Consider the following 24336-nt stretch of genomic DNA (forward strand, 5'->3'; position numbering starts at 1 on the left):
ATACCCATCCAAGGCGATACCGCACAATGAGTTCTGGGGCCATGTTTATGTACGCAGAGTATATTAGCCCATTTTGTTGTTGACCGATGGCGTATATCTGTAATGAGGCAGGTATCTGCTTTACCTGCCTAACATCCAGGCAATCTTACCGAATTAGTCAGAGGATGACGTTGAAATAGGGTGGTTAAGTCGGGCTACTTCGGCATTCAAATAATCTATAAATGCAGACTTAGTCGCAATTGCACTGCTATCCTGCTCCCAGGTTGCTGCAAAGTAATAATGAACAGCATTATCTTGCGTATTAAGCAGCACCAGATAGTTATTTTCATCGCTGGTCAGTGCGTTTAGCTGGTCGGTTGGGTAGAATACGGCCATACCCAAATGGTCACCCGCTTCACTTTGTGCTCCCCAGCTCGCGATATACTGCCATTGAGCAGATGGGATGTCAGAACTGAGTAGTTCAGTATTGGGGTGTTTCACAATACCGGTAGCCACTATTGCATCCTGGCTCAGGGTTATTTCGCTGTGAGTCAGGCGTGAGCCCGCGACGATACTTAACTGATTGCTGATATCCAGTATCTGTGCGTTCACATGCCATTTTGTGTGGGCCACCTCAAGGCTAGCCTGCAACGGGCCAAGGGCCTCAAGTGTTACCTGCATTTTCTCGGCGGTATTGACGGTGTGTACCTGATTGTTAACCCACAATGCCGGTGCTCCCATCCCCAGTGACTTTCCGACTTTCAACACATCCATCCCCCATTCGGATGGTGCGTGGTAGTTCGCATCCTGTTGGCCTACATGCTGCAGTTCAAGCTGGTTACGCTTTTTTCCAAATATATCGATAATATTGCGCTGATCGAAATAAAGTCGGTACGCTACCAGTTCTGACTCCCAGCCCGGTCCTTCATAGCGATATAAGCGATCGCCCGGCACATGTTCTTGTTCCAGAACCGCTTGCTGAATATTTACGTATTCACCTCCTTGATATTGCCCGTTGACCAAGCGTCCTCCCTGTCGGCGTGAAAAGTCGACCTGTACCCGAGGTGAAACAAGTGGTTTGCTTTCAGTAACAGAAAGCGTCAGGGTTTTGGTTTCGTTTGCTGCGAAGTCAGCTATCACCAATAAACTGTCATCAACACCATTATTATCGGTATCAATTGGCTGCGTTGACAACGTGTTTTGTTTATCCATAACCAGAAGGTTTGCCAACGGCTTATTAAATGCCTTTAACTGACCTGCATCTATGATAAACCGGCTGTCCTTGCGGGCTTTATTCAGCGGGTTTGTCACCTCAATGCTTGAAACAAAGTCGCTTTCGCCGGGCTGTGAGGCCTCATTGCACCCCAGAAGAGAGAGGGATAAGGCAATAAAGCTACCCTTGTATAGTAAATTTACTTTCATTTTTTACTCCATTTGACTTAAGAATCATTATAAAATGAAATAATGCTTCAAAAACGGGGTGCAATCAAATTATTAATGTAGTAATGTTGCATTTAGCTGGTGATGTTTCATGCAAATGTATTGAAACGAGAAATGAAAAGTCAGAAAGGAACAAAGCAATAATGAAAACAATGATAAAGAGATGGGGAGCAGGTGTCAGTGCGGCAGTAAGTATGTCGCTTGTCAGCATGGTAGCCGGATGTAGTGCGGCAAATACCGTAGGCTATGCGCCTCAATCTCAACAAACACAGGCGACATTTTCTGCTGCGCTTAAGACGGATGCTGTGATGACCGTCATGAACGCCGTCGCTGATTGGCAAATAGCACAATACGACACTAAAACTAACATGCTGTATCAGGATGAAACTGCCGATGGGCATCCTCAGGGATGGGTGTATGCCGCATTGTTTGCTGGAATGACACGCCATGCCGTCCTGGCTGAGTCGCCCAAATATCTGGATTTTCTACGCAATGTCGCTGAGCGTAATCAGTACTTATTTGCGCCACGTATTTACAACGCAGACGACTACGCTATCGGCCAGATGTATCTGGATTTATACGAACTTGATGAGGATCCAAGATATCTCGCACCTCTTAAGATGATCATGGAGCTCATGCTGTTGAACCGGTCAACCGTGTCCCTTGAGTTCGTTAAAGCGAAAGGCATGTTTGAATTTTACGACGGCCGTGAATACAGCATCGTACCGTGTAAAAACCGATGGTGTTGGGCAGACGCGCTGTTTATGGGGCCACCAGTCTGGGCCCACATGGCCAGTGTAACCGGTGACGACCGTTATATGGCATTTGCGGACGAGGAATTCTGGGCGACTACCGATTACTTATACGATACTGAAGAACATCTGTATTTCCGCGACAGCCGCTTCTTCGAACAACGTGAATCCAATGGTGCCAAAATTTTCTGGGGAAGAGGGAATGGCTGGGTATTGGCCGGCCTGGCACGTATGCTTGAGCATATTCCTGCAGACCATCCAAAGCGCAACGAATATGAAACTATTTTCCGTGAAATGAGTGCTGCCTTGGTGAAGGCACAAACAGACGAAGGTTACTGGCGTACATCTATTCTGGCACCGCAAACCTATAGCACACCTGAAACTAGCGGCACAGCCTTTATCACTTTTGGTCTTGCATGGGGGGTTAATCATGGCCTGCTCGATAAGTCGGTGTATATGCCTGCAATAGAGAAAGGTTGGCAAGGTCTGCTTAACGCCGTACATGCAAACGGTAAGCTCGGCTGGGTGCAGCAGGTTGCTCATGCGCCGGGTAGTGCAACTTACGATGACACACAACTTTACGGTGTGGGCGCTTTCCTGATGGCGGGTAGTGAAATAATGATGCTGGCAAACTAATCGATTTTTGTCCCAATTTGTGTGTTCTTTGGGCTTTAGAGCCCTTGTGGCTCTATTTTTATAAACTGGTTATGAAGTTAAATTTCATAACTAAAGATAAGCCCCTTGTAATAGTTACTGAATTACATGAATCGTAGTTCATAACATTATGGCGGGGCAACTTTGTATTAAAGGAGTACTTCATGAATATTGAACGTATTGGCGGTGTTAAGACCGGTAGTGGCGGCCAAAGTCTGCCTTTTTGTCAGGCGACGGTTGCAGACGGTTTTGTGTTTGTGTCTGGTCAGGTGGCTATGGACGAAACGGGTGAAATTATTGCAGGTGGTATTGTGCCGCAAACTCATAAAACCATGCAGAATGTTATCGCTATCTTGGAAAAAGCAGGGTGCACATTAAAAGATGTGGTGAAGGCCAACGTCTGGCTGGATGATACGCGTGATTTCCAAGGCTTTAATCGTGTGTATGCAGAATATTTTGCCGACTTTGCGCCTGCTCGCGCTTGTGTTCAGTCCGCCATTATGGTTGACGCCAAAGTGGAAATTGATGTGATTGCCTTCAAAGGCAAAGATTGAATTTAGCCAACAGGATTAAGGATTAAGTATGAGCTATTCGTTTTACGCTTATCCGTGGACGATGAATGAAAATAACCTGCAAACGCGTCTCGACGACGCCGCGTCAGTAGGAGTGCAAAATATTAATTTCGCTGCTTCTTACCACGCCGGTAAGTTTATTCATCCTCAGTCATCAGGTGAGCGGGTATATTTTCCACAGGACGGAACGGTATATTTCCGTCCTCAAAACGAATACGGCGTGCTTAAACCTCAGGTTGCGTCTTGTTGTGACGAATTTGACTGCATGGCTGAAGTGGCTGCGACGAATACATTAGCTGTCAACGCCTGGACGGTCTTATTTCATAATAGCCGCCTTGGCATGGCTCATCCGGATGCCTGTGTGCAAAATGCTTGGGGGAATCGTTACCCTTACAGTTTGTGCCCGAATAATCCTGATGTGCGTGAGTACGGTAAAACCCTGTGTCTGGACATGGCCGAGCATTATTCGCTGAATTCGATTTTGCTGGAAACGCCTGGATTTCTGACCTACGAACATGGCTATCATCATGAATTCGCGCAAATGCGTCCCAATCCCTGGTTAGACGCGTGGTTAGGGCTGTGTTTTTGCGAACACTGTTGTGATGGTGCCAAGCAAGAGGGCATCGACGCTCAAGCGCTACGCTACACTGCCAGAGAAGAAGTTGACGCCTTTCTGGCATCCGATGCCGATCCAAGCGAATCAATGGCGTTTGCCAGATTACAGTCAGACTTGATCTTAAAGCCAGAATTGAGCGCATTTTTGCGCTGGCGGGCTAACCAGGTTACGGCCTTAGTCAAAGACATAACCCAGCAATGCGCACCGTATTGTCGCGTTAAGGTTATTGCGACAACACAAAAACCTCATGCCACTGCAATATGGGAGGGCATGGATTTAGCCGCTCTCAATGCAGTGAGCGATGGTCTCGAACTGCCTCTGTACCAACCTACTGTTTCTGAGACCCTCGCTGACCTGCAATACGTTCTTCATACTGTAAAAGAGCAACAAAAGGTCAGTGTTATTTTGCGTCCCGGTTGGCCGGATATGCAAAGCGCTGGACAGGTACTGGAGACAGTGGTGTGCATGCATGAGTATGGGATCAAGGATATAGGGTTTTATAACCTTGATATGTTGCGTCCCGTTAATATCGCATGGCTGAAAGCTGTATTGACAGAGCAATAATAAGGAACCAATGATGAACCAGAATACATTTGCAAATGATGTGGTATTAGTTACCGGTGCGGCCGGTGGTGTCGGTCAGGTGTTGTGTGAGCAGTTTTGTGCAGCTGGCGCAACAGTAATAGCATTGGATTACGCTGCTAGTGCTCTGGATCCTTTAATTACACGATTAGGTGACCAATGTGTACCGCTGGTGAGTAGCGTGACAGAACTTGCGGTGCTTAAAGCGGCATTGGCAACCGTAACGGAGCAGACTGGCCCGGTGACCATTCTCATTAATAATGCTGGCGCAGCTGCTGCGACAACCTTGTCAACCATGACGCCAGAAGCCTGGCAACACGATATTGATTTAAACCTCACCGGCGCTTATCACTGTATTGAATGTGTAAAAGAAGCGATGTTCGAACAATCATCGGGCTGTATTCTAAATATTGGCACTGTGAACGCAACACTAGCTCTGGGCCATCCTGCATACAGTGCAGCCAAGGCGGGTTTAATCAGCTATACCAAATCTCTGGCGGTCGAATACGGGCCAAGAGGTGTTCGTGCTAATATGATCAATCCAGGAACAGTGAAAACACCGGCGTGGAAAGCCCGGGTTGAAGCTAAGCCTGATGTTTTCGATAACCTCAAAAAGTGGTATCCGTTGCGTAATTTTGCTGAACCAGAGGATATCGCTGCACTCGCGTTATTTCTCGCATCAAAACAGGCACGTGTAATCACCGGAGCCGTGATTCCTGTTGACGGTGGTCTGACAGCGGGCAACCCGGTACTGGCATCAGAACTGACGCTGGAGACATTTTAATGACTCGGGTTTTTAATGTATCACTCAGCTCCATGACCAAAGGGCTCCCAGGGGAGGCCGCGGCGGTCAGTCTCGATGATGTTGGTCAGCAGGGGTGGAATGTACTGCGCGAAGATTTGCCTTTCCCGGTAGCCGTTATTCGCCAGGATGCGCTGGAGCATAACCTGAAATGGATGAACCAGTTTCTCACTTCTCGTGGTGTACGGTTGGCTCCCCATGGGAAAACCACTATGTGCCCAAAACTGTTTAAGATGCAGATGGACCACGGGGCATGGGGCATTACCATAGCGACGACCCAGCAACTAAATGTGTGCTATGAACATGGCATCGGGCCGGTATTGATGGCTAACCAGTTGGTTGGCAAAGCCGCTGTACGTAATGTTGCGGAAAAGATAGCCAATGATCCGGCATTCGAGTTTTATTGTCTGGTTGACTCAAAAGCACAGTTGGACAGTCTGCAGCATCAACTGGCTGAGATGGAACAATCTTGTCAGCGACCAATAGCACTTAGAGTGCTGATTGAACTCGGTTTTACCGGCGGGCGCACAGGGTGTCGCAATTTGCAACAAGTGGTGGCACTGGCCGAGTACATACAAACTTTACCGAACATCGCTTTACATGGCCTTGAGTGCTACGAAGGCGGGTTTGTGAGCAAAGACATCTCCAAAGACGTGAAGAATGTCGAGGGGTTACTGTCCGAGCTTGCTACTGCTTACCATGCAATAAAAGAGCGCCAGGGGTTCGTTGATCCCGGCAATGTGTTATTGACCGCAGGGGGATCTGCCTACTTTGATTTGGTCGCTGATGCCTTGCATGCTATCGACCCGAATAACACAGTGTGTATTGTCAGAAGTGGGTGTTACCTGACCCATGATTCTAAATTTTACCGACAGTTGGTTGAAAACCTGATGTTGCGTTGTCAGGCAGGCGAGGCAACAACGGAAATAGAAGGTTTACGACCTGCGCTTGAAGTCTGGACCTGTGTGCAATCTGTTCCTGAGCCTGGGCTTGCGATCCTTAGTTTGGGTAAGCGTGATATTTCTCATGACATTCACTTGCCCATTGCGCATCAATGGTTTCGGCCAGATGAATCGAATATGCCCATTACTTTGGGCGATGACTTCGAGATTGTAGCTCTTAATGATCAGCATGCGTATTTATTATTGCCAGATAACGCAGATGTGGCTGTGGGCGATATCATCGGGTTGGGAATTTCGCACCCCTGCACAACCTTTGATAAATGGCAGTTGATCCATTTGGTTAACCAGCACTACGACGTGGTTGACGGATTAAAGACGTACTTCTAATCGTCGTTATTTTATTGTTTTCAATTTTTCCTTGCACCAGTTAGGGCAGGACAGGTGCATCCAAATTTAGGGATAACGCTATGTATGATTTAGTTTTTCGAGGGGCCACCGTGATAGACGGAAGCGGCAACCCGAGCGAGATCGCTGATGTAGCGGTGTTGCAGGGGCGCATTGCTGCTGTGGGTGATTTAGGTTTAGTTTCAGCTGACGAGGAGGTTGATGCACGCGGCAAGGTACTATCACCGGGTTTTATTGACGTTCATACCCATGATGACAGAGCTTGTTTGGATAAACCGGATATGGTGCCGAAAATCAGCCAGGGGGTAACAACCGTCATCGTAGGTAATTGTGGACTGAGCCTTGCTCCACTGATCGGGCAATCCACTATTCCCGAGCCGCTCAATTTGTTGGGTAATCCGGAGCAATTCGAGTTCGCAAGTTTTGCCGATTATGTTGACGCTGTTAACCGAACTGCGCCGGCAATCAATATCGCCGCCCTAGTTGGTCACAATACGCTGCGGGTAGCAGTCATGGACTCACTGGATCGCGAGGCCAATAGCGAAGAAATACAGGTCATGCAGGGCCTTCTAGCCGACGCTCTTGATGCAGGAGCGGTAGGCATGAGTTCGGGCGTATTTTATGTGCCAGGGCAGGCTGCGACATTGCACGAGCTGGTGAGTTTGGCAAAAGTAGTCGCTCAAAAGGGCGGTGTTTATACCTCTCATATCCGGGACGAGTATGATGATATTATGGGGGCTTTGGAAGAGGCTGTAACCACGGCTAAGCAAGCCGAGACGCCACTGGTGATCTCGCATCACAAATGTGCCGGGGTACAAAACTGGGGCCGTACAGAGCAAACTCTGCCTTATATCGACAAAGTCCGTGAGCACCAGTGTGTGCACATGGATTGTTACCCCTATCACGCGGGTTCCAGTGTGCTCGACCCAGAGTTGGTCGACGGCAAAATTGAGATCATGGTGACTTGGTCGCAGCCTCATCCTGAGATGGGTAGCCGCATGTTAGCGGATATTGCCCATGAATGGGACTGTACAGAGAAGGAAGCGGCAGAAAAGTTATTGCCGGGCGGTGGATGCTATTTCCAGATGCACGAAGATGATGTGCGCCGGGTTTTAGCGCACCCAGCCAGTATGATTGGCTCAGACGGTCTGCCTAACGATCCACATCCTCATCCGCGCTTGTGGGGCGCGTTTCCTCGCGTATTGGGCCACTATTCCCGCGATTTGAAATTACTGCCTCTAGAGCAGGCTGTTCACAAGATGACCGGGCTTTCTGCTCGCGAATTTGGCTTGCGTCGGCGTGGTCAGATCCAAATCGGTTATCACGCTGATCTGGTATTGTTTGACCCTGATAGAGTTATCGATAAAGCGTCTTTTGACAATCCATGCGTACCGGCTGAAGGCATCGATATGGTGTGTGTTAACGGCACCATTGCCTGGCGTGACGGAGCGTCAACTCAATCCCGAACTGGTTGTTTTATCCGCAGAAGCAAATGCAATGAGGACGCACTATGACGCTTGCACTCATAGACTGGATATTTATCGTTGGTTTTTTATCGTTATCACTTCTAATTGGACTCTGGGCAAGCAAAAAAGCCAGCAAAAGCAGTGGAGAGTTTTTCTTAAGCGGCCGCAGCATGCCCTGGTGGTTATTGGGCGCATCTATGGTGGCGACGACATTTTCCACTGATACGCCAAATCTGGTGACCGATATTGTGCGTACTCAAGGCGTAGCAGGAAATTGGATCTGGTGGGCGTTCCTACTGACCGGTATGGTGACCTGTTTTATTTATGCCAAGTTGTGGCGTCGCTCCGGTGTGACTACCGATCTCGGTTTTTACGAGTTACGTTATAGCGGCCGCGCTGCAGGCGCTTTGCGGGCGTTTAGAGCGCTGTATCTTGGGGTGTTTTTCAACATCATGGTAATGGCCATGGTGTCTCTGGCTGCGATAAAAATTGGGGCTGTGATTTTGGGGTTATCTCCCCTGGAAACCATCGTCATTGCCGGGGGCGTGACCTTACTTTTCAGCACGCTCGGCGGCTTCCTTGGAGTCGTGGTGACCGATTTGATCCTGTTTGTTATTTCTATGGTCGGGGCTGTATGGGCTGCCGTTGTTGCGGTTTCTCTGCCTGAAGTTGGTGGTTTGACGGCATTAATCAATAATCCGGCGGTTGCGGATAAAATTAGCTTTTTGCCAGATTTTTCTAATTGGGAAGTGGCGCTGACGGTGTTTATTATTCCTTTAACCGTGCAATGGTGGAGTGTGTGGTATCCAGGGGCAGAGCCCGGTGGTGGTGGGTATGTCGCACAACGTATGCTCGCAGCCAAGAACGAGCAGAATGCACTGGGTGCTGTGTTGCTGTTCCAAATTGCCCACTATGCGTTGCGCCCCTGGCCATGGATCCTCGTGGCGCTGGCATCACTGGTTGTATTTCCTGACCTGGCGAGTATTGAAAAAGCCTTTCCTGATTTAGATCCATCCGTTATTGATCATGATCTGGCGTATCCGGCCATGCTGACATACTTGCCGCACGGTCTATTAGGACTGGTTCTGGCCTCACTGATTTCGGCTTACATGTCGACTATGTCGACTCAGCTTAACTGGGGCGCATCCTACGTGGTAAACGATTTCTATAAGCGCTTCGTGCATCCGCAGGCCAGTGAAAAGCAATTGGTTTTGGTTGCGCGTCTGGTTACCGTGGGTTTAATGGTACTGGCATGTATCTTTGCTCTATTCCTACAGTCTGCATTGCAGGTTTTCAGTATTCTGCTGAGTATCGGCGCAGGGACAGGCTTACTATTTTTACTACGTTGGTTCTGGTGGCGTATTAATGCATGGAGTGAAATTAGTGCCATGATCATTTCGTTTGTCGCCGCATTGTATTTTCAAATGGCTGAGCTCAACGGGATGAGCGATGCAATGCGTTTGGTGTCTAGTGTAGCAGTAACAACCGTTGGCTGGTTGGCAGTGACTTTGCTAACGCCGGCAACTGACAGAGATACTTTGAAAGCGTTCGTACAACGTATTCAACCTGGTGGGCGTGGCTGGAAAAACATCGAGCTGGAGATGGCCAATGAAGGCCTCGATATTACACCTGGAAGTAATAATTTCTCCATGTCACAAGCTATTGGCTGTGTGTTTAGTGGCTGCGTAGCGGTGTATGCATTGCTGTTTGGTATTGGTAGTGCGATATATAGTGAGCGGCTACAGGCGACAGTATTATTTACAGTAGCTTTCATCGCATTGTTTTACATCTGGCGAGCAGTGAGCGGACAATCTGCTGAAACAGCCGATGAGCGGGGTGAGAGATGCTAAGTACGCGCCCAGTTTTAATTGCCGTTGATTGGGGGACAACCAACTTTCGTGCGTTTTTGCTTAATGGCGAGGGCTGCTGCGTTGACGTTCGCAAGGCGAATACTGGCATTGCGAATGCTGACATGCAGCATTCAGAGATACTGCACAAGCAATTGGATGATTGGTTAACGCCAAACCCGGGTATTCCCGTAGTCCTCTGCGGTATGGTTGGAAGTCGCCAGGGATGGGCTGAAACCAGCTATATATCATGTCCGTTTAATGCACAGAATCTGGCCAGAGACTGGGTACAGGTAAGTACTTTCAATCAGGGAAAGTGTTGGATAATCCCTGGAGCGCAATGCAAAACGAGTGCAGGCTACAGTGATGTAATGCGGGGTGAAGAAACTCAGTTGTTAGGGGCAATAAGCTTGCTACAGGAACCTGTTAACGCGATATGTATGCCCGGAACGCACAATAAGTGGGCCTTGATTGAGCAAGGTAGCGTGACCAGTTTCCGCACAGCAATGACCGGAGAAATGTATCACCTTTTATCGCAGTATTCATTGCTGTCTCATTCCGTAGAGCAGAGCAGTGAATTGAACTGTGAAGTGTTCTTGGCCGGTGTTGAACTGGCCCGGCGAGAACCGAATTTACTGCAGCACTTGTTTTCGGTGCGCACTAATCATTTGTTAAACGTCTATACGCCCGCGCAAAGCAGCGCATACTTGTCTGGTTTGTTAATCGGTCGTGATGTAGCCAGTATGCTGGATTGTGGATTGTTATCCCCAAATGCCCGCGTAGCAATCGTAGCCTCCGAAACCCTAGCTAAGCGTTACGAAATGGCGCTACTCGCCTGTTCTTTTCAGTCTTTGTATGTACCAGGAGAGCTCGCTGTCACCCGAGGCATATTTGAAGTGGCGAAAGCCGCTAACATCATTCATCTAAATCCATCTCAACAAGCATGTAAAGGGAGTTCTTGTGTCAAGTAAGCATCAACATTTACCACTTATTGCTATTTTAAGAGGAATTACGCCGGACTATGCAGTTCCAATTGCTCAGCAAATAGTCGCAAATGGTATTACTCAAATAGAAGTACCGCTGAATTCACCCAATGCCTTGCAAAGTATTGCGAACATGGTCGAATCCCTGCCTGAGCACATTATTGTTGGCGCGGGAACAGTATTGCATCCAGATCAAGTTAGGGCGTTGTCTGACATTGGCGCAAAATTAATTGTGTCGCCAAACCTGAACCCAGAGGTAATTGCACTGACGCGGAAGTTAGGCATGATCAGTGCGCCTGGTGTGGCCACGCCAAGCGAAGCATTTGTGGCATTGGATGCCGGCGCATCCCTACTTAAAGTATTTCCCGCTGAACAAATAAGTCCGAAAGCTCTAAAAGCCTGGTGTGCAGTTCTACCAGCCAAAACACAGATTGTTCCAGTTGGAGGTATCGATGAAAATACTATGGCGCAGTATTATGAAGCCGGTGCAACCGGCTTTGGGCTTGGTGGGAGTCTTTACTCGGTAGGTCAAAGTGTTACGGTGACGGCACGAAGAGCGGTGGCGTTAGTAGCAGCGTGTAGACAAACAATGGAGATAGCATAGATTGTTTCAATGACCTTAACTGATGGATGGTGTCTATATATATGACTACAGACACCAATCTGTCATTATTGATAATCTCGCTAAATGAGGTATGGGCATAAGTGACAGAATCAAATATGCACCAAAAAGTTCGGCTGTTGAGCATCAACCTGGAATATTAGCTGCACAAAATAATCCGAGGTTGCCGGATGCTAATACTCCGAGGAGAATTAGTGAATAAAAAAAGCGTAACGTAATCTCTGAAATTCTGCCAGCGAATTTGATATTTATGTAGGGTGATGAAACCGTATTTTACTTGGTTTCTTAGGCAAATAAGACTGGTGACTTTTTTGGAAGTCTTTCTCCATCTTCGGGCACTTACCTTCTTCTCTGAGCAGACGGATTGCTTCCTGTTCCGGTGTCAGTGTCCCATTATCTCGAAATGCATGCGCACCTTATGACTTCTGTTTTTTAAGTCTGCGCCCTAATATATTTGCGCTAATACCAGGACAACGAGCAGCCTCAGCAATATTATAATTATTGATCAATAACCAGACTCTCTGCGTCCAGTCGAGTTAATTATCTCTTAACTGGAGGCATGAATCTATTGAGGCACGTCAACCAGGATAACAATGGTGCATGGAAGGTTGAAGAGGCAGAACCTTATGAGTTGGGTAAAAGGAGCGCGCAGTTGAACAGTACGGTAAAGGCAATATCTATGGTCTGGAAGACCAAGAAAGGCAGCTGAATGAAGTTACCGCATTACGGTTAACAGGTAACCAAGGTAGCGGCATGGCTTGGGCCAAGCTCATTCGAAACATCTCTTCAAACCAGGCGCTGCCTGCAGCTTGCAACAGCATCGCAAATCACCACTACTGATTGATAGTGAAAAGTAACTTAAACCTCTGTGAATGCTGACTTTTTGATACCTGTAGATATGAAACAATACTCCCGGGAGGTTGTCCGAAGGATAAACAGCGTGTATACAATGATGTGATGTTTCTTACCATGTTGTGAAGGTTTTTCATGTCCTTTCGTTATGACCTCCGGTGGCTTGGATGCGTTCTTTGGATAGCCATAGTGAATCCCGCAGACGCTCAATCACCACCTGAACTGGCTCAGCTAGTCAAAGAGTTGACCTCGCAAATTATTGATGCGCGTAATGCAGGAAATATGCAGCGAGCCGACGAACTGGCAGAGATTTTTATTAGCCAGGCCAGGGATCAAAATAACGCCAGCCTAGAAGGCGAGGCTTTGTATCAGCAAGCGCGCAATGCTATGGAGCGAAATCAGTATGATGAGGCGCAAAGCAAACTAACCTTGGCGATTACGCGCTTTAAGAGCGTTAATGATCGGCAAGGGCTTGGCCGGGCTTACCGCCAAATGGGGTTAACCTACCGTTATCAATCCAGTTACTCTAAAGCGCTGCAATACGTTTACCTGTCGATGCAGATTTTTCAGCAGTTAGACGACAAGAATGCCATTAGTTCGGCTTATAACAGCATCGGTGTAGTGCTGGAAAAGATGGGGTATTACGAAGAAGCTCTTGAAGCTCACCAACAAGCACTGGAAATGAATAGCGAGCTCAATGATAAATCCGGGGTGGCCAGTGCGTTATATAATATCGGCGATTTGCGCCGGAGGATGGGGGATTGGGGCACTGCGCTAAGCTATTTCGAGGATGCGCTGAAATTGGATATTGCTTCAGGCAACTCAAAAAATATCGCCTATAGCAATAACAAAATAGGTTATCTACTCAATTCCATGGGGCAACACGAGCGGGCGCGGAGTTATATTCTTAAAGCGTTGGAATTATTTCGTAAAATTCAGGCACCGCGAGATACTGACTGGGCCTTATCATCGCTGGCCCAATTAGAAATGGACAGTGGTAATCTAACCACTGCCACAACCCTCATTGAGGGTGTGATTGAGCGTGCCCGGCAAAATGATTATCGCAGTTTACTGGTTGATGCCTTCGAGATTGCTGCTGAGCTTGATTACCGGCAGAAAAAGTATGCCTCAGCATTGCAATACATTAACGCGGGTTTGCAACTGGCCATACAAAATAATGAACTCGCGCATCAGTCCGAGTTTGAGGCGTTGCAGGTAAAGGTTCATCTGGCTAACGACTCGTTGGAACAGGCGTTCGAGGCGTTACAAAGACAAAAACGGCTTGACGATCAGCGGTTGAATGACGTACGTGTTGAAGGCATTGCAAAAGTGCAGGCTCAGGCGGAATTTGTGCGCCGCGCCCATCAAATCGAACTGCTTGAAAAAGAACAGGCACTTGAGAAGACATCACGCATTTTGTGGATGACGGCAACCTTTACTATTATCTGTTTATGCCTGCTTCTGTTGTTACTTTACAGTCGGTTAACTCAGCGCCGGATTAACAGCCAGTTGGAACAAAAGGTTGCCCAACGCACTCTGGAACTGGAAGAGAAAAACCAGCAGTTGTCGGCAGCGTATCAGGAAGTAGAAGCCATTAGCCTCACCGACAAGCTCACCGGATTACATAATCGCCGGTTTCTGGAAAGCCATATTGAGCCCGATTTGGAGCATTCGCATCGGCTTTACTACGACTGGCATGTCGGCAAGACAGATAAACCGGTCCAGGCCGATGTCGTTTTGTTTATTATCGACCTGGATGACTTTAAAAAGGTTAATGATTCCTATGGTCATAACGTCGGCGATAGTATTCTGGCTCAACTCGCCCAGCGTATGAAGCAGGTGTTTCGCCAGTCCGACTACGTGGTGCGTTGGGGCGGCGAAGAGTTTGTGGCCGTTGCTCGCTTTATTAACCGGGAAGAAGCGGCACTGTTGGCGCAGCGGATGCTTGAGATAATTAACTCTGACCCCTTTAATTTTAGTTTAAATGAAACGCACAAGCAGACCTGCTCTATTGGCTATGTGTGTTTTCCTCTGGTGCCCCAAGCGCCCGACCTGAAAATCAGTTTAACATCACTCATGGCGATTGCTGACGGTTGTCTTTATACCGCTAAATCAGCGGGTAAAAATACCTGGGTTGGCGTTGAATCTGCTGAGGATCCGAAGTTATTTGATGATGAGACATCGTTACTCCGGATAGAAAGTTTACTGCAAAATGAGGAGGTTGTTATCAGACGAGGTCTGGGTTAGTTAGCGGTGAGCGGGGACGCGGTAACCACAGAGACAGTCAGCCTGTGCAGTTAGCGTTGCAAATATCTATGCCTTGGGTTTTTATGCGGTGATTATTTGGAATTGAGCTAAACTTTCTATAAGTTTACGATTATGAAAGAAATTTATGAAACACTGCTTAGTGCTTGTATAGGAAGACAATGTGTTCAGATAAACGGCAACAGACAAACTTCGGTGATTCCTATGATGCGGCAGAACTGAGATTTTTGGATCTTATCTGTTCTCTGACCAAAGTATCTATTCAGGGTTACGACAAGCGCAGAAATGTCATCTACTGGAATGAATCGAGCGAAGAAATTTATGGGTTCCCTCGTGAAGAGGCCATCGGGAAAAAGCTAGAAGAGCTGATAATTCCTCCCCCTATGCGGGATGAAGTCCTCACTCTGCACCAACGATGGCTGGATAAAGGTGTGCCCATTCCGTCGGCTCAGTTGCCGCTACAGCGTAAGGACGGCAGCATCGTACACGTCTTCTCCTCTCACGTCATGCTCAAAGCCCATACCGATTCGCCGGAGATGTTTTGTATCGATATTGATTTGAGTGAACAACATGCGGCGCGGGAGAAACTCGAACAAATGGCGTCTACCGACTTACTTACCGGGTTGCCCAATCGTCGTCACCTTGAAAATACCTTACATAGTCGTATAGCCAAAGCACAGAATGCTGGTGAGCAGTTTGCTGTATTTTTTCTCGATCTGGACATGTTTAAAGAGGTTAACGATACGCTCGGTCACGCATGGGGCGATGAACTTTTACAAGCGGTCTCGCAGCGTTTGCACGAGTGCCTTGAGGGTAAAGGGTTAATCACTCGTTTTGGTGGTGATGAGTTTGTAGTGGTGAGTGATGTCCTGGATGACGTTGGTGCCAGAGAGCTTGCTGGCAAGCTGACCGATTGCTTTCAGGAAGCGTTTGAGTTGAGCGGTGAAAATGTGCGCATTACCCTTACCGTAGGCATCAGCCTGTTTCCCAAAGACGGTACAAAGGCCGGTGATTTGCTGAAAAACGCAGATTTGGCTATGTACGACGCAAAAGCGAAAGGACGAAACCGCTACGAGTTTTTCAGTGAATCTTTGGCCTTGCAACTGCAGGCGCAGCGTGCTCTGGCCGCGCAATTACATGAGTCGCTGAATAATAATGAATTTGAATTAGTTTATCAGCCGCAGTTTGATTTAAACACGGGTCGGATTGCAGCCTGTGAAGCCTTGCTCCGCTGGCGGCCAATGAAGGCGGTTGCCAGTGTTTCTCCTGCCATTTTTATTCCGGTTGCAGAGCGTACTGATCTTATCCTGCGTATGGGGCGCTGGGTAATGGAACAGGCATGCCAGCAGGTAAAAGCATGGCGTGATAAAGGCATTCAAATCCGTGTCGATATCAATGTGTCCGGGCGGGAACTGGTTGAGTCGGGTTATTTTGCCACCCTTGACGATTGCCGCTTGCGCCACGGGCTTGCGCCTTGTGACATCGGGATCGAGTTAACCGAGAATATTCTTATTAAGGCGGGCAGCGAAGCCCTTGAGGAGCTTAAGAAGCAGCGGGATAAAGGCGTTGAAATCTCGGTTGACGATTTTGGTGTGGGTTACTCATCGCTGAGCTATTTAAAACATTTCCCGGTAAGTCACCTTAAAATAGATCGTACTTTCTTAAAAGACGCCCCTGAAAGTGCTTACGATGGTGCACTCATGGAAGCCATTGTTAATGTGGGTCACAAACTCGATTTGTTTATTGTGGCGGAGGGGGTGGAAACCGAAGAGCAGTCTCTGTATTGTCAGGACCTTAAAGTCGAATATGCTCAGGGTTTTTTGTATGCTAAACCAATGCCAGCCGAAGAACTTGAAAAGCTATTGATCCCCAGCGAGTAGTGGCGCAATGTCGCTATCACTTTTTACTCAGTTGTAGCTGGGTAAACAGTGGGAAGTGGTCAGAGCCGTAACCCGACAACCTTTCCACCTTCACCATCTCGAAATCCTTTGAGTGAAAAATATGATCCAGCGGCCAGCGCACCAGCGGGTATTTGGCGTGAAAGGTGTTATAAAAGCCGCGTCCAATGCGTGGATCCTGAGCTTTGCTAAGCTTACGAAATCGACGGGTGCTGGGCGACCAGGCCACGTCATTTAAATCGCCCGACACAATTACGGGATCGTTATGCTCGGCCATTTCTTTACCGATGACGGCTAATTCAGTGTCTCTGGGCGCGGCAGATTCATTTTCGGTTGGGCTCGGCGGTTTGGGATGCAGAAAATAAACCGTTATCTGAGTGCCATTAATATCAATTTGCACTTCCATGGACGGCACATCATCTTCTATTACATAGCGTATTTGTTCACCTTTAAAAGGCAACTTGCTGTACAAGTGCATGCCATAAAGGTTTTCCAGCGGGCAGGCTAAGCGGTGCGGATACTCGGTGTTAATCGATGACATAGCGTCCTGCCAGGCCTGGTTACTTTCCAGCAGCACCAGCATATCGGGCTGGTACTGAGCTACCAGTTTCTTTAATCCATCATAGTTATCGTTATACATATACACGTTACTGGTAAGAATACTGAGGGTGTTGTTGGCATCCGCATGGCTTACCTGCTTTACCTGTTTGGGCCACAGTACAGTATAGGGCAGGATCCAAATTGCCTGATAAATGCCCGCAGTCGTCAGGGCTGGTATCATCACTGCTGCTGACTCCGGGTGAGCCATCGCCAGAAAAGCCCAGCCAGTAATACACAACAAAATTAATACAAACAATTGTAAACGGGGAAACTCCCAGACTCTGATAAGCCAGTGTTTACCGGGCAGGTGAGGTGCCAGGGTAGTAAACAGCATAAACAGGCTTGCGATGAGCAGCGTGATGTACATTAGTCGTCCATGATCAGCAGGTCCTGCAGGTAAGATACCTTTATTCCTTAACTTTTCATACTTAACCGTTATATTCGATCAATCCTCGTGGTTCAATTCACTAGTTGAGAAAAGTTGCTTAATGGGCGTATGATCATCGTTTTTCCGTAATAAGAATTCCCAATGTATCAGAATTTTCAAGCGGAGCTGGCCTGGGCTACGCTCCATATGCCACGCACTCGCGCTGCTATTAATGCGTTACCGGCTCTCAAGGGGGTAAAACTTGCCTGTAATATGCATCTCGATTTAAAAATGGCACCGCTGGTGGCCGGGTTACTCGATGCGGGTTGTGAAGTATTTCTGACCACTTGTAACCCCACTACCGTGCAGGATGATGTCGTGGCGCATCTGGTGAGCAAAGGCGCAGTCGCCTATGCCTGGCGCGATATGAGTGCCAAAGACTGGTCTGATTCTTTTGATAAGGCGCTTGCCTGGGGGCCAACTCATTTATGTGAAATGGGCGCCGACCTCACCACACGCTTACATGAAGGCAATCTTCAACCAGCCATTATTGCTGGCCTGGAAGCAACCGGCTCAGGCATCAATCGTTTGGGCAACGTGACGCCGCGTTATCCCATTTTTAACTGGGATGACCTGCCGGTAAAAGAAGGGCTGCATAACCGCCACATGGTGGGACTGAGTGCCTGGCAAACCTTTTTCCAAACCACACATCTGACGTTGCACGAAAAAGTTGTGGTGGTGATTGGTTATGGATTAGTGGGGCAGGGTGTCGCCGCCTCGGCCAAAGCCTTTGGCGCACAGGTGCAGGTGGCCGAACTGGATCCGGCCCGCGCTCTGCAGGCTAAATATGATGGCTGGCCGGTGGTCGATTTGAGTGAGGCGGTGAAAACCGCAGATGTTATTGCCACGGCTACCGGTGCTTATGGCGTAGTAAGTGCCGCGCACCTCGATAGCATGAAAGACGGAACCTTTATGTTAAACGTGGGTCATGTCGCGCAGGAAATCGATGTGCCTTACCTTAAACAGAATGCTACCCACAACGAGCCGATGCCATATGTTAACGCCTACCAGTTGGGCGATAAAACGTTGTTTTTGCTGGCTGACGGTTCTATGTTTAACCTTACCGCCGGCTATGGCGACAGCTTAAACGCCTTTGATGTAACGTTGGCAGTAATGGCGGCGGGGATTGGCCATATTGTAGGGGAGGGAGCTTCGGCAGAACAAGGCCTGTATTTGCTTCCCGAGCATGCGTGGATGAGCGCACTCTGATCAGCCCATCTACAGGAGGTGCATTTGCACCTCCTGTTCTTATTACTGCGTTAAAACGTCTTTCAATTTCTGTTTACATGGGTACCCCAATGGTAGCGCTCATGGTAGAAAAAGTGTTGTGTCTGGTGCTGAAATTCATTGTCTCGACGGTAAGTGGTACATCTATTGTGCCGCCAGCGAAGAAGGCGATATCTGGGCGTTGCGGCATTAAGCGTTGGCGTGTACAGGCCAACGCTTAATGATGAGCGGGTATAACTGGGCATGATGCACGCCGAAAAATCCTTTATCGACTTCGCCCTCGATGCCACCGTGTTTGAAAATAACGGTAAGCACTATTTTTGCTGGGCTGAGAAAACCGGCGGACAATTCGCTGCATCTAACCTGTACCTGGCTGAAATGGGAGCGTCTATTAAACTTAAAACCACGCAGTTTATGCTTACTATCCCCGATTATGACTGGGAGCGGGTTGCTTTTTGGGTAAACGAAGGTCCGGCTGTGCTTAAGCAAGGTGGTAAAATCTTTATTGCGTTCTCGGCTAGTGATACAGGCACCTGCTACTGTATGGGTTATATGGAAGCCGATGAAAACGCCGATCTGCTCGACAGTAATTCATGGACCAAAACCCACATGCCGGTGCTGGCAACTGATTACGACCAGAAGCTCTTTGGTCCCGGCCACAACTGTTTTACCGTTGCCGAAGATGATGTAACACCGTTGTGTGTTTATCATGTCAGGGATTATGAGCATGCTGTGGGCAAGCCGGTATTTAAACTCTACTAAACTCCTTATAAAACCACCGCTTGGCTGAGCGGTGGCTTGTACTTTTACGCAGATAAGTCCTTTCCCGAAACGCCTTTTTAAAAAATGATAACCGACTAGCGGTGAAAACCTCCCCTAAACGCTATACTGTGTAATAAAATGATTAAAAATTCGCCATGTTGTCAGGTTTCCCCCGGCCTGTTGATCGTTGTTGGTGACGATATCCAACATACAAGGAAAGAAGCATGGCTACGTCTGTTAACGGGCTCTCCAGTACTGACAGCTCCTCCTGGACTGATTTTTATACCAGCGTTAAAACCAGTGGTTTTCATTTTATTTTTGTAGCACTGATTTGGGCTTTTTTCTTTGGTGTCGGTCAAATTCAGGACATGATTCAACAAACCAATGGCTATGGACTGGACGAGTTAGGTTTTTCGGTACTATACGTTTTCGCCAGTGTGTATTTTTCGTTGGTAGTTTGGCTTACGTTGCGGCTCATTTTTGATATTAAAAGCTATGAAATGCAACAGAACGTCAGGATTTCTTTGCTTGGCTACATAGTGCAACAGTTAAGTACGCACCGAGAAAACTACTATGCCGGACGTTGGGGCATTCAGCTACCTCGTTACCTGTCGGCTATTCCATCAATTGGCGCTATCATTTATGCGGTGTCCAGCGGGTTTTGGTGGGTTGCACTGTTAGCCGTGTTTAGTACGGCGCTGGTACTTATCTTCTTAATTAAACGTCCTAAAGATTCCCATGCCTTAAGCGTTCAACGTTGGTTCTGGATCCTGCTTGGCCTGTTCGCCGTTACGGCCTTTATTGCGATTTTCTTTCAGTCTGCATTTATTGCAATTTTTAATGGTTTAAACCTCATTTGGTGGGGGCTGGCCAGCATGTTGTTTGGCTTTGTTCTGACGGCTTATTTCATGTTTGATACCCTCAACTATGGAAGTCATCGCTTCGATATCCATTGTTTAAAAAATGCTTTTAGTAAACCTTACCCGGTGCTTCTCACCATTATTCTGATTCCAATTGTGGCAGGTGTACTGCCAACGTCCGATAACCATCAGGTGCGCTTTATTGAAGCGTCTGAAGGCTCGTCACTTTACCCGGTAAAATCGCTGGTCGATGCATTTGATCGTTTTAAGCGCAGTGAAGCCAGCAAAATACAGTTTACCGATGAGGAGCATAAAGTAACTTATGTGCCAGTGTTTCTGGTGGGGGCGCAAGGCGGCGGACTGCGCGCTTCATACTGGACCGTATTGGCATTAAATCGTTTGGAAAAGCTGTTGCCGGGGTTCAGCAATAATTTGTTTTTACTTACTGGGGCGTCGGGTGGTTCGGTGGGAAATGCCTTCTATTTTGCCAGTAAACACGTATCGCCGCCTGGAACTGAATGCATACTGGAAGATCTCGACCCGTCACTTAGCCTCGATCTTGCAGGTGCTGCGGATATGTGCTTTTTAAGCAATGCGGTGGGGAAAGATTACCTGTCGTCAGTAGCAACATCCTTTATGTACAACGACCTGCTTTACTCTTTTTTACCCGTGCCAGTACCCGTTTATAAAAAAGACCGGGCGACTTATCTCGAGCAGTCTTTCGAAAACGGTTTTGCCGAGGTTTACGGCAAGGTTGAAACTGGAGATGGTAAATCCATTTCTGCACTGGGCCTGGGTTACAAATCCTTTTATCGTGACTCATCCTGGACGCCGTTATTGTTAGGCACTTCCACAATACAGGAAACCGGGCTGATGTCGATTTATGCTCCGTTTCCGGTGAAAGGTGATGTGTTTAATAATAAGCTCGATACCAACTTGTATATTAACTCAGCGAACCCGAAAAAGTGGGTCATCAGTGACACTGTACCGCCTGTGCTGGATATGCGTTTAAGTACCGTCGCAGTTAATTCTGCAAGGTTTCCTTATGTTACGCCCACCGGTACGTTAAATGTTGAGGCACCTCGTGCTGAGAAGTTTCATACTGCCGATGCCGGATATTTCGATAACTACGGTGCGGCCACATTACTGGATGTGATGGAAAAATTACTGTCGCCAGTTGATGTTGATGCCGACGAATGGCAAACCGTTTATGTACCCATACCTGTGATCCTGAAAAATGACATCCTCATTGATAAGTACCGTCAGCACAATTCCCGCAGTGTGTTCGATATTGGCGAACCGAATATCTCCGCCAATACCAGTAGTATCTTTGCTCATGAGCTGCTAAGCCCTATTCAGGCCCTCATTGAAATCAGGGGAGGGCTGGCTAATACCAAGCTGGCAGAGTTAATTGCTTATCAAAAGCGTCATTCTAACGTTAAAAGCTTGCTGAGAATGACGCAAAAGGATCCCCTGTGGCGTGCTTTGTTGCCTGAAAACTCTCCGGTTGTGGCGGTGTACTACCAGAAGCTAAAGGCCGAACCCGGCATAACCACCATTGAACCGCCATTAGGGTGGTGGCTGTCAAAAGGATCCAAAGAAGATATGTTGTGCCAGATATTACTGTTCCCGAATCAGGTTTACCGCGGCAACAGTCCCATCTGTAAAGCAATCCAAAAGCGACTTTAACCCTCGTTACTTATCGAAAGGAACGCAGACATGTCAGACAGCTCAATATTCAGGTTTAAGTGGTCCATAGGGACCATAATTTTAGTTTCCGTTGTTGTATTGTATTTTGGTTTCAAGATTAGTAACGCCATCGACAGCATTAAATATGCCCTTACTCCCCCAAAACTTCCTGAGTTTCAATCGTTGGAAATGCAATACGTTAACGCTAACGGCTATAAGAATGAGCCCTCTGATTGGTTTCACCATGCCTCTCAGGGGACCGCTACGATCCCTATTCCATATGCATGGCTGGTGGCCCTGGAGGCACCTAAATCCAATCCATGGTTGTTATTTTTTGGCGAGGAGGCGTTGTTTACGGGGAAGTATATGTTGCGACACGGGTTTATTGAGCAATCCGCATCGGATGACAATCCCGATGGTTTACCTATTGGCATTGCAAAAACAGAGAGTATTTATTTTGCCGGGCTTAATCGCAAAGCGGCGGCGGCTGGCTTTACTTGTGCAGCTTGTCATACCGGCCAGTTAATCTATGCCAAAAAGCGATATATAGTCGATGGCGCTCCTGCTTCGACTGATCTCGGGTTATTTACCCGATCTCTTGGGGCGGCGCTCGGACAAACCGTACTGTCCGGCAAGGTGAATATTTTAAATGGTCGCTTTGACAGGTTTGCCCGGCGTGTACTTGGGAGTAATGACAATGTTGTTACCCGCAATCAGTTAAAAGAGGAGCTCAATGAAACCATCGGGATACTGGCCAAAAGCAGCGATACCATAGCCGTAACAGAAGGTTTTACGCGACTGGATGCATTAAACCGCATTGGTAATCAGGTTTTTAATAAGGATATGTCGCGGCCTGCCAACTATTCACCCATTAACGCCCCGGTGAACTATCCGCATATCTGGACTACTTCCTGGTTTAACTGGGTTCAGTACGACGGCTCAATTATGCAGCCTCTGATCCGTAATGCCGGCGAAGCGCTGGGCGTAAGTGCTTATGTTGATACCACAGGGCCGGATGCCCAGCGTTTTGCTTCGTCGGTCAACTACACGAGCCTGGTAAAGATGGAAGGCTGGCTGGGCGGCACCAATCCAAAACTTAATGGTAATCAGTTCAATGGGCTGCTAGCGCCGGAATGGCCGAAGCGCTTTCCGGCAATTGACACTGCCCTGGCGCAGCAAGGCGAAAAACTCTACCAGCGACTGTGTCAGGGGTGTCACCTGCCAGCGGTTGACTCAACTGCGTTTTGGGATGATCGCCACTGGCAACCTATTCGCTATCAAATGCAGAATGAATTAATAACCACTACTGAACCCTATCTGACGCTGCATATTATTCCGTTGCAACACATCGGCACCGATCCCGCTCAGGCCAGAGTACTGGAAACACGCACGGTGGATACGACCGGGTTAAATCTGGCGACACAGGTTTGCACGCCGGTGCAGGTCCCTGCCCAGCAATCAGCGAGGCTGACCTATGTAAACCTTAATGACAGTGCCACGGCCAACTTTGGTTTGGCGTTGGGGGCATTTGTTGAACGGACCAATCAGCAGTGGTTTAAGCAAAGCAATATTTCCAGCTCTCAGCAAACGCAAATGGAAGGCAGACGGCCAAACTGTTTACAGGTTGGCGCTGGGTATAAAGCGCGACCACTAAATGGTATTTGGGCCACAGCGCCTTTTCTGCATAACGGCGCTGTGGCAACGATTTATGATCTGTTAAGTACCGAGCGACCCAACTTCATTATGTTGGGAGGACAGCAGTTTGATGCCGAGAAGCTTGGTGTGGCGCAAAGTGAGTTAGTGAGTACTTTTGCAGCTAAATACGCAGGGGTAGAACACGCCTTAACGCCTGATTATAGTGATGGCTACTTCTTACTGGATACCCGCCAAAGTGGTAACAGTCAGGGCGGTCACTGGTTTGCTGAGAAATCATCAGGCAAGCAGGGTATAGTGGGGCCGACACTGGCGGAAGAGCAAAAGTATGCGCTGATTGAGTACCTGAAAACGCTCTGACCCATTGGCGTTACAAGATCGCTGGCAGAGGCTTTGATCAATGCCAATAAAAGCGATTTTTCGGGCATCTAATGCTGGGTGAAATGACCAATAACCGTTACATTAGACGGCAAGCGTTTTC

17 protein-coding genes and 1 pseudogene are annotated in these 24336 nt (G+C 48.0%); 15 read left to right on the forward strand and 3 right to left on the reverse strand.

Annotation, left to right across the window (positions count from 1 at the left end):
• Positions 1 to 153 precede the first annotated feature (153 nt).
• Positions 154 to 1401: a DUF4861 domain-containing protein gene (locus AC2T0J_RS13590; RefSeq protein ID WP_489806339.1), complete on the reverse strand. Its 1248-nt coding sequence runs from the start codon at positions 1399 to 1401 to the stop codon at positions 154 to 156.
• Between the two features lie 161 nt (positions 1402 to 1562).
• Between AC2T0J_RS13590 and AC2T0J_RS13595 the strand changes: the two genes are divergently transcribed.
• The 9 genes from AC2T0J_RS13595 (at position 1563) to AC2T0J_RS13635 (ending at position 11604) form a co-directional block, all read left to right on the forward strand.
• The gene (locus AC2T0J_RS13595; RefSeq protein ID WP_489806340.1) at positions 1563 to 2807 is read left to right on the forward strand and encodes a glycoside hydrolase family 88/105 protein; all 1245 of its coding nucleotides are present in this window, start codon (positions 1563 to 1565) and stop codon (positions 2805 to 2807) included.
• A gap of 182 nt (positions 2808 to 2989) precedes the next feature.
• On the forward strand, positions 2990 to 3379 hold the full coding sequence (locus AC2T0J_RS13600; RefSeq protein ID WP_489806341.1) for a RidA family protein: 390 nt from the start codon (positions 2990 to 2992) through the stop codon (positions 3377 to 3379).
• Between the two features lie 28 nt (positions 3380 to 3407).
• Positions 3408 to 4577: a hypothetical protein gene (locus AC2T0J_RS13605; protein WP_489806342.1), complete on the forward strand. Its 1170-nt coding sequence runs from the start codon at positions 3408 to 3410 to the stop codon at positions 4575 to 4577.
• A gap of 10 nt (positions 4578 to 4587) precedes the next feature.
• Entirely contained in the window at positions 4588 to 5379 is a 792-nt protein-coding gene (locus AC2T0J_RS13610) for an SDR family oxidoreductase (protein ID WP_489806343.1), read from the forward strand.
• Entirely contained in the window at positions 5379 to 6686 is a 1308-nt protein-coding gene (locus AC2T0J_RS13615; RefSeq protein WP_489806344.1) for an amino acid deaminase, read from the forward strand. The genes AC2T0J_RS13610 and AC2T0J_RS13615 overlap by 1 nt, the downstream gene beginning before the upstream one ends.
• A gap of 80 nt (positions 6687 to 6766) precedes the next feature.
• Positions 6767 to 8218 (forward strand): N-acyl-D-amino-acid deacylase family protein, encoded by a 1452-nt coding sequence (locus AC2T0J_RS13620; RefSeq protein WP_489806345.1) that lies wholly within the window; start codon positions 6767 to 6769, stop codon positions 8216 to 8218.
• Complete coding sequence (locus AC2T0J_RS13625) at positions 8215 to 10020, forward strand: sodium:solute symporter family protein (RefSeq protein WP_489806346.1); 1806 nt, start codon at positions 8215 to 8217, stop codon at positions 10018 to 10020. Before AC2T0J_RS13620 ends, AC2T0J_RS13625 begins: the two co-directional genes overlap by 4 nt.
• Positions 10014 to 10988 carry a 2-dehydro-3-deoxygalactonokinase gene (locus AC2T0J_RS13630; RefSeq protein WP_489806347.1) on the forward strand — a complete coding sequence of 325 codons (975 nt, stop codon included), beginning with the start codon at positions 10014 to 10016 and terminating at the stop codon, positions 10986 to 10988. The genes AC2T0J_RS13625 and AC2T0J_RS13630 overlap by 7 nt, the downstream gene beginning before the upstream one ends.
• Positions 10978 to 11604 carry a 2-dehydro-3-deoxy-6-phosphogalactonate aldolase gene (locus tag AC2T0J_RS13635; RefSeq protein WP_489806348.1) on the forward strand — a complete coding sequence of 209 codons (627 nt, stop codon included), beginning with the start codon at positions 10978 to 10980 and terminating at the stop codon, positions 11602 to 11604. Before AC2T0J_RS13630 ends, AC2T0J_RS13635 begins: the two co-directional genes overlap by 11 nt.
• Before the next feature lie 265 nt (positions 11605 to 11869).
• Here AC2T0J_RS13635 and AC2T0J_RS13640 read toward each other — a convergent pair.
• Positions 11870 to 12153 (reverse strand): annotated as a pseudogene (locus AC2T0J_RS13640) (transposase); the annotation flags it as partial.
• A 510-nt stretch (positions 12154 to 12663) separates the two neighbouring features.
• Here AC2T0J_RS13640 and AC2T0J_RS13645 point away from each other — a divergent pair.
• Positions 12664 to 14721: a diguanylate cyclase domain-containing protein gene (locus AC2T0J_RS13645; protein ID WP_489806349.1), complete on the forward strand. Its 2058-nt coding sequence runs from the start codon at positions 12664 to 12666 to the stop codon at positions 14719 to 14721.
• A gap of 179 nt (positions 14722 to 14900) precedes the next feature.
• A complete protein-coding gene (locus AC2T0J_RS13650; protein ID WP_489806350.1) occupies positions 14901 to 16619 on the forward strand; it encodes a sensor domain-containing protein in 1719 nt (572 codons plus the stop codon).
• Between the two features lie 16 nt (positions 16620 to 16635).
• On the opposite strand, the gene AC2T0J_RS13655 is transcribed toward AC2T0J_RS13650, so the two are convergent.
• Entirely contained in the window at positions 16636 to 17604 is a 969-nt protein-coding gene (locus tag AC2T0J_RS13655; RefSeq protein WP_489806351.1) for an endonuclease/exonuclease/phosphatase family protein, read from the reverse strand.
• Positions 17605 to 17766: 162 nt separating this feature from the next.
• Between AC2T0J_RS13655 and AC2T0J_RS13660 the strand changes: the two genes are divergently transcribed.
• The 4 genes from AC2T0J_RS13660 (at position 17767) to AC2T0J_RS13675 (ending at position 24215) form a co-directional block, all read left to right on the forward strand.
• Entirely contained in the window at positions 17767 to 18873 is a 1107-nt protein-coding gene (locus tag AC2T0J_RS13660; RefSeq protein WP_489806352.1) for an adenosylhomocysteinase, read from the forward strand.
• A 261-nt stretch (positions 18874 to 19134) separates the two neighbouring features.
• Positions 19135 to 19653: a family 43 glycosylhydrolase gene (locus tag AC2T0J_RS13665; RefSeq protein WP_489806353.1), complete on the forward strand. Its 519-nt coding sequence runs from the start codon at positions 19135 to 19137 to the stop codon at positions 19651 to 19653.
• A 224-nt stretch (positions 19654 to 19877) separates the two neighbouring features.
• A complete protein-coding gene (locus tag AC2T0J_RS13670) occupies positions 19878 to 22202 on the forward strand; it encodes a hypothetical protein (protein ID WP_489806354.1) in 2325 nt (774 codons plus the stop codon).
• Between the two features lie 30 nt (positions 22203 to 22232).
• Positions 22233 to 24215, forward strand: a complete 1983-nt coding sequence (locus AC2T0J_RS13675; protein WP_489806355.1) for a di-heme-cytochrome C peroxidase — start codon at positions 22233 to 22235, stop codon at positions 24213 to 24215.
• The last annotated feature ends 121 nt before the right edge of the window (positions 24216 to 24336 follow it).

It is taken from the genome of Alteromonas sp. ISO5 (assembly GCF_058105165.1).

Excerpts from the sequence above, each read along its gene's own strand:
- AC2T0J_RS13600 (WP_489806341.1), top strand. The coding sequence starts at position 2,990 with ATGAATATTGAACGTATTGGCGGTGTTAAGACCGGTAGTGGCGGCCAA.
- AC2T0J_RS13610 (WP_489806343.1), top strand. The coding sequence starts at position 4,588 with ATGATGAACCAGAATACATTTGCAAATGATGTGGTATTAGTTACCGGT.
- AC2T0J_RS13650 (WP_489806350.1), top strand. The coding sequence starts at position 14,901 with ATGTGTTCAGATAAACGGCAACAGACAAACTTCGGTGATTCCTATGAT.
- AC2T0J_RS13630 (WP_489806347.1), top strand. The coding sequence starts at position 10,014 with ATGCTAAGTACGCGCCCAGTTTTAATTGCCGTTGATTGGGGGACAACC.
- AC2T0J_RS13625 (WP_489806346.1), top strand. The coding sequence starts at position 8,215 with ATGACGCTTGCACTCATAGACTGGATATTTATCGTTGGTTTTTTATCG.
- AC2T0J_RS13675 (WP_489806355.1), top strand. The coding sequence starts at position 22,233 with ATGTCAGACAGCTCAATATTCAGGTTTAAGTGGTCCATAGGGACCATA.
- AC2T0J_RS13615 (WP_489806344.1), top strand. The coding sequence starts at position 5,379 with ATGACTCGGGTTTTTAATGTATCACTCAGCTCCATGACCAAAGGGCTC.
- AC2T0J_RS13590 (WP_489806339.1), bottom strand. The coding sequence starts at position 1,401 with ATGAAAGTAAATTTACTATACAAGGGTAGCTTTATTGCCTTATCCCTC.
- AC2T0J_RS13665 (WP_489806353.1), top strand. The coding sequence starts at position 19,135 with ATGATGCACGCCGAAAAATCCTTTATCGACTTCGCCCTCGATGCCACC.
- AC2T0J_RS13655 (WP_489806351.1), bottom strand. The coding sequence starts at position 17,604 with ATGTACATCACGCTGCTCATCGCAAGCCTGTTTATGCTGTTTACTACC.
- AC2T0J_RS13660 (WP_489806352.1), top strand. The coding sequence starts at position 17,767 with ATGTATCAGAATTTTCAAGCGGAGCTGGCCTGGGCTACGCTCCATATG.
- AC2T0J_RS13605 (WP_489806342.1), top strand. The coding sequence starts at position 3,408 with ATGAGCTATTCGTTTTACGCTTATCCGTGGACGATGAATGAAAATAAC.
- AC2T0J_RS13595 (WP_489806340.1), top strand. The coding sequence starts at position 1,563 with ATGAAAACAATGATAAAGAGATGGGGAGCAGGTGTCAGTGCGGCAGTA.
- AC2T0J_RS13620 (WP_489806345.1), top strand. The coding sequence starts at position 6,767 with ATGTATGATTTAGTTTTTCGAGGGGCCACCGTGATAGACGGAAGCGGC.
- AC2T0J_RS13670 (WP_489806354.1), top strand. The coding sequence starts at position 19,878 with ATGGCTACGTCTGTTAACGGGCTCTCCAGTACTGACAGCTCCTCCTGG.